Source organism: Fibrobacter sp. UWCM, assembly GCF_900129735.1.
GTDB lineage: Bacteria > Fibrobacterota > Fibrobacteria > Fibrobacterales > Fibrobacteraceae > Fibrobacter.
Genome location: NZ_FQWR01000001.1, coordinates 367,994 through 374,121, shown reverse-complemented (window position 1 = coordinate 374,121; position 6,128 = coordinate 367,994). Strand labels below are relative to the sequence as shown.

Genomic DNA, 6,128 nt, shown 5'->3' with positions numbered 1-6,128 from the left:
GAGGAATGGATGGAAGAAAAAGCTTACTTAACCGAGAAGGAAATGGAAAAATCTGCTTTTTGTGCATGAATTTACAGAAAAAGACTTGCCTAATCGATGTCTCAGGACCCATACACCTCCGTCATGGGTAATTAATTTCACTCCAGTATTTATTCTAACATGATTTCCTATTGTTATCAAATAAGGTTCTGATCCGAAATCAACATTTGGATTAATTTCTACGTTTGTTCCGATTGAACAGCCTGCATCTTTTAAACGTTGAATGTAATCCTTTTTGCGATAAAATAAAAAATTGAACATCTAGGAATCTCACTTTTTATCTATATAAAGTTGATAAATTTTTTGTGATTGTTTTGATATCAAATTCTTCAATATCTCCAATATAAGGCCCCTGTATTTTGTTGTCAAGAATCTTTTGAGCCCATTGCTCCGCAGGATCCGACAAACTAATGGGTATGGCGTTATGACCTAAAAATACATCTTTATTTATTGTGTCGGAAATACAGCATTTTAGGCCTATGGCTTGTGCTTCTATGCAGGCTAGAGGGAAACCTTCAAAAAAAGAGGGGAAAAGAAATACATCCATACACAAAAGAATTTCAGGAACATCTTGTCTATTTGACAAAATCAAATATTTTTCTTTAAGCCCCTTTTGCTCTAATTTACGAGAGATTTCTGATGAATCTCCATTTCCCACAAGTAATAAAAACGCATTTTCTTTCTTTTTTAATAATTCATAAAATACATCAACAATAAAAGACTGATTTTTTATCCAGATGAATCTACCCACGTGTCCAAGAACAAACGCTTTTTGCTGAATGCCCAGATTCATCCTGATTTGTTTTCTTTCTTTGTTTTTTTGAATCTCGTAAAACCGGTCTAAATCAATGCCGTTGTGGACGACAATTGAATTATTTATATTGAAAAGAGTATTTAGTTCGTTTTGCATTTCTCGGTGCAAGCCGATGAGTGTCAAAGAAAAGTTCTTTATCAAAAAAGTAGCCGCATCAAATTCTTCTTTACATTCTTTTTTGTTAAAATATCTACAAGGAATGCTGTGGCATGTATAAAACAGTTTTGTTTCATTTAAAAATTTCGCACAAGGAACCAAATATTTTAAAACCTTCAAATGGGAATGTATTACATCCGGCTTTATGCGCTGGATCAAATGCTTTATGTACCACTTTTGATATATGTTTATAAATTTCTGTGGAACATGACGAAGTATTCTATTTTGAATTTGAACCAGAATAGAATACAAACGTCCTTTGCCAGAATTAATAAAGGGGCAATATATTTTAGTTCCCTTCTCATATAGTGTGCGATAGTTTGCGGATTGTGCATCGCTTTCCATGTCTGTGACAACGTAAACATCAAATATATTATGGTCTAAATGTAACACATAGTCTTTCACAAGCGTTTCTGCACCGCCGTCAGAAATTTCACTAATCAAAAAAATCAATTTGAGTTTTGTTGTCATAATTTACTTGCGTTAAATCAACATTTAATGGATTGGCCAATATGGAAAAAATGTTTTAGGCGTAATAGGTTAATTTGAAAATCTCCTTTTTTTAGGGGGGGGGGCATTCGTTAATTACGCGCCAACTGATTAAATAGAAAAAATCTAGACTACAGAAAAAATCTTGAAATTTTCTTTAATACCCAACGAATTATTTCCATAAATTTGCTTGATGATGTGATTTCAGCGAATTTCATAACCAGTTTTGCCTTTTTCTTCAATGTTAATGACATTGCCGCTTCTTTCCATTTTGGGTAAAATGTATGCCCCCATATAAACAAGGTAATAAAATCTTTAAAACGTAATTTTTCGGCAATGTAATATGTCTTTTCAAAATCATCAGCTTTTATCAGGGAAAAAATTTTCGCCTCATCACTATTGGGAAATTCTAAGGTGTCATTTAATGTTCTATAGCCACAACATAAAAAAATATCTCTGTTTGCGTCTTTGTTGTTTATAGTAGATAAATATTCCTTGGCTATCTGACAAGAAATGCCTTCATTTATCAATTGGATCTCCGTTAGGCAATCTCTTTGTTTCGTCTCAATAGGTATGACAGAATTATTTATTCTTTTATACTCCATTGCCGAACCTGAGCTATTGGCAGAAACATAATGTTCCATGACTTCTGCTGCATGGGGTTGGTTGCGGCTATCTTCATATCGAAAAAAAGAAACATTGTTATTCTTGCTATGAATAACCCTATTCGAATACCCCCAGTAAAAAGCATATGTTTGTGAAAAATTTTCTTTTTTTAAAATTTTATTAAGGCAAATTCTCACCGAACCTTCCCAACCTAAATCAACAATTGCTTTGTGGGGTGCCTGGAGAAAATTTTCTTGATTAAGGTAAGCTAAAAGATTGTTTCTAGAACTTTCAGCTTTTTTTACTATTTCTTTACAAAAATTTCTTGATAAATAATCAGCTAGTTCTGCTATTGATTCTGAATTTAGCAATTGCTCTTTATGGAAACGAACATGCTTGCTATCGGGTAGTTGATCCCAATCTATTCCAATATGAAATAGAGCGGAACCAATCTCGTGTCCATCAGCTCTCTTTAAAATCCAAAGAAACTCCTCGTAACTCCCGTCATAAAAATAACATGGATAAATCGCTCTACGTGAAATTTTTAAATAATGAAGAGAAATATCAGGGAAGATTGATTGGAATTGCTTTGCTATCTGAAAAAGAATATGCCCATCTCTAGCCAAAAAATAGATTTGATTGATTTTTCTTTGTTGTGATTCAACCAGGGTAAAATAGACATACGGAATGTAAAGAGGTGCTACAAGATCCGCTGCCAGTGTTGTTTTGGAATCTTTTGGTTGTGCAAGACGAACAGCACGCGTGAGTCCGGCATATAGTTCGATTTCATTTTTATGATTGTAAAATGATGCATTTCGCAACCAGTTCTTTTCGTGTTCAGTAAAATTGGTGTAAGTATACCAATAGGCTTGTATTCCTTTTTTTTGAGGAATTTGAAAATCGCTTATTTTGTTATCTCCAAAGTGCACCCAATTTTTATATTTGACTTTTCTTTCGTTCCGAATATAATCGTATAGGGTTCCGTCATTTTTTGTGGCCTTACATTCACATGATACGTATATTGAATCGTTATCGTTGCAAAGCTTAAATTTTTTTAAGACCCCTTTTAAAAAAAATGACGACAGGTACATGTCAGAAATAAAACAAATTTCATAACCATCCTTTCGATATTTTTCTATAATGGGCAAAATATGTGCATTAAGAATAATCTGATTTTCTTCAGTTGTTTGTTCTAATTGTATAACGTCTTTTTTACGAAGATTCCACTGAGAAACATCGATAGCATCGTAAATTTGATTTAGATTTGGGTATGGCGTAATTTGATTGGCTTTGCTTTCTGCGTACTTTCGCTGCGTTTTAAAAGTTATCCTTGATTGCACATCTTCTTTTGTGAAAAGTGAATCCGACATGATATCCCAAATTTTTTCGGGAATTCCGCATTTCCGAATAACACAAGTGTCAAAAATGTCAAAGGATGCGACTCTCTTCATATTAGTTACGAATGGCTCTGACAAGCCCTTTTCTAAAATATGGCGTATTTAAATTAGGATCCCAATAAAAGACCATAAAACCATCAGAAAATTCCGTTTGGAAACCATGTGATTTCAAAAATAATGGGATGTCATTTTCATGGTTGGCTCGGTGATATGTACAGCAGGATATCTTTATTTTATTATTCGATTGTAGGAAGGTTTCGCATGCTCGAAGAACGTTTTCTTCTTCGCCTTCTATGTCCATTTTTATAAAATATGATTCTTCTATTGTTTGAGGAAGTGCTTTTGATAGTGTGATACAATCTTTAGATTCAATGCCAGATAAATATTTTGGAATTATTGAAACCTTGTCTTTATAGGGTTCAAAAGTCGAGTTGAGAGCATCAAGCCACATTTCGTTGACTTCGAATAAATAAACGAACTTAGCTTTTTCAACGACATCTAAAGCGAATAATCCTTCGGCAGCCCCGGCGTCAATTACAATGTCACCATTATCAACATGAATAAGATTAGATTGATATTGATGAGGTGTTTTGGTAGTAAAATTACCGCCTAAAATGTTCTCGCGTTCTATAAATCTGAGGTAATATCTGGTGGCGGTTTCTTTTGACCAGCCTTTGGGAAGGTATAGTTTTTTTCCATTGTGATTAACGAAGACTTTGCTTTTTTTGGAATCATATTCTACATGTACTTTTGGACTTTTTTTTATCGTTGGATATGGGAAAGGATCTATAAAGTCTATTGAGTTAAGGTAATTTAGTTCTTCATTATATTTTGCTGCTTCAATGGGATGAATGTTGTAATAATTACAAATAATCTGCTTTTTACACTGTAGAATGCTTTGGAGAAGATCGCTATAATCAGAAGATGTAATTTTTTCAACATTTGTAGAAAGATCGTATTTCCCTAAATAGTGAAAATTGCAAATAAAATTGCGTATAACGAGAAAAATATATTTAAATAAAGACATTTTGTTATTCCTTTGTATGAGTTTGACCTTTCCAGATAATATTTCCCCAACCTCGATTCCATTGAGCGACATCTTCTTGCTTGTTTGCAGATAATTGACTAATTGAAAAGGTAATTATATGTGGAATAAAATCAAAATCTCGTTGGCATGTCAAATAGTTTCCAATACCTGTTGCAAAGGAAACGTCGTATAACCCTTTTGCAAGAAAGTGGTTGCATAATGTTAGAGAGATTTTTTTCGTTTCCCCTTCTTCTATTTTAAATGTTTGAGTATTTGAAACACTACCAATAGGAAATCCGTCTATAGAGAAGATGGTTAAATTAATGCGACAGTCGTTTACGGTTTTGTTTGCAAAAACTGTAAAAATAAATTCAATAGGTTCGTCTGATGCAAACTCATTGTCTTTCTTTGCAAATTCAACAGAAAAAAATTGGACATCTTTTAATCTGTTAAGGTGACGCGTATCGGAGATTTCCTTCCTCCAAATTTTATTAATTTTATTATTATTTGTGTAGTACCCTACAGCTTCTTCCACGCCACCATCAAACGCCACTTGTCCTTGATCTAGTACAATTCCCCTTTTGCACAAATTTTTCACTGCGCCCATGTTATGGCTCACGAACAGCACGGTCCTGCCTTCGCCGCGGCTTACGTCCTGCATCTTGCCGATGGCTTTCTTCTGGAATTCGGCGTCGCCCACGGCCAGCACTTCGTCCACCACCAATATTTCGGGTTCCAGGTGTGCCGCGATGGCGAACCCGAGGCGTACGGTCATGCCGCTGCTGTAGCGTTTCACGGGGGTGTCCAGATAGCGTTCGCAGCCGCTGAAGTCCACGATTTCGTCGAGCTTGCGGGTAATCTCGGCGCGGCTCATGCCCATGATGGCGCCGTTCATGTAGATGTTCTCGCGGCCGGTCATTTCCGGGTGGAATCCGGTGCCCACTTCGAGGAGGCTCGCGATGCGGCCCCGTGCGCGGATGGTCCCGGTGGTGGGGGCGGTCACGCGGCTCAGCAGCTTGAGGAGGGTGCTCTTGCCGGCGCCGTTACGCCCGATGATGCCCACGACGTCGCCCTGCTCCACCTTGAAGTTGATGTCCTTCAGGGCCCACACGTATTCGCTTGCGCCCTTGTGCGCGCGGTCGTTGACTTCGCCCACCTTGAGGTAGGGGTCCTCGCGACGCAGCACCTTGGTCTGCCAGAACCTGTTCAGGTCGTGGCTGAGCGTCCCGGTGCTCACTAGCCCCAGGCGGTACTGCTTGCTGATGTTTTCGAACTTGATGGCGGTCATGGTATGCTAAGGGACCCAATTAGGACAATGTTCTACCTTAAAAATACATTTCCCAGATTCAAAACGAGCTACGCGCTGAAAGACGTTTGTGTTGTCGAATATCTCGACAATATACATTTCAACGAAATAGCCCAACTCTTTAGCTTTTTTTATGTTTTGCCAAACAGATTGTCCGCAGAGTGTGACTTCTTGGTTGAATGATTCTCCTGCTTTGAAATATTCCGAAATTTTGGAGATTGCAATTTTGCCGGCCTTGAATACGTCGGCTTGATTTTTCCATGATCCAAATTCGCGGACGATTTCGTCCATATT

At 37.0% G+C, this 6,128-nt stretch carries 5 protein-coding genes; all 5 read right to left on the bottom strand.

The window, feature by feature from the left end; all coding sequences use genetic code 11:
• Window positions 1-316: 316 nt before the first annotated feature.
• Window positions 317-1,453, bottom strand: coding sequence for a glycosyltransferase (locus BUB22_RS01450; RefSeq protein WP_175547205.1), 1,137 nt, complete (start codon window positions 1,451-1,453; stop codon window positions 317-319).
• Between the two features lie 176 nt (window positions 1,454-1,629).
• The gene (locus tag BUB22_RS01445) at window positions 1,630-3,474 is read right to left on the bottom strand and encodes a hypothetical protein (protein WP_139258655.1); all 1,845 of its coding nucleotides are present in this window, start codon (window positions 3,472-3,474) and stop codon (window positions 1,630-1,632) included.
• An 82-nt stretch (window positions 3,475-3,556) separates the two neighbouring features.
• Entirely contained in the window at window positions 3,557-4,528 is a 972-nt protein-coding gene (locus BUB22_RS01440; RefSeq protein WP_073113592.1) for an FkbM family methyltransferase, read from the bottom strand.
• Window positions 4,529-4,532: 4 nt separating this feature from the next.
• Window positions 4,533-5,816 (bottom strand): ABC transporter ATP-binding protein, encoded by a 1,284-nt coding sequence (locus BUB22_RS01435; RefSeq protein ID WP_073113591.1) that lies wholly within the window; start codon window positions 5,814-5,816, stop codon window positions 4,533-4,535.
• 6 nt (window positions 5,817-5,822) lie between these two features.
• Window positions 5,823-6,125, bottom strand: coding sequence for a hypothetical protein (locus tag BUB22_RS01430; RefSeq protein ID WP_217650339.1), 303 nt, complete (start codon window positions 6,123-6,125; stop codon window positions 5,823-5,825).
• Between the last annotated feature and the right edge of the window lie 3 nt (window positions 6,126-6,128).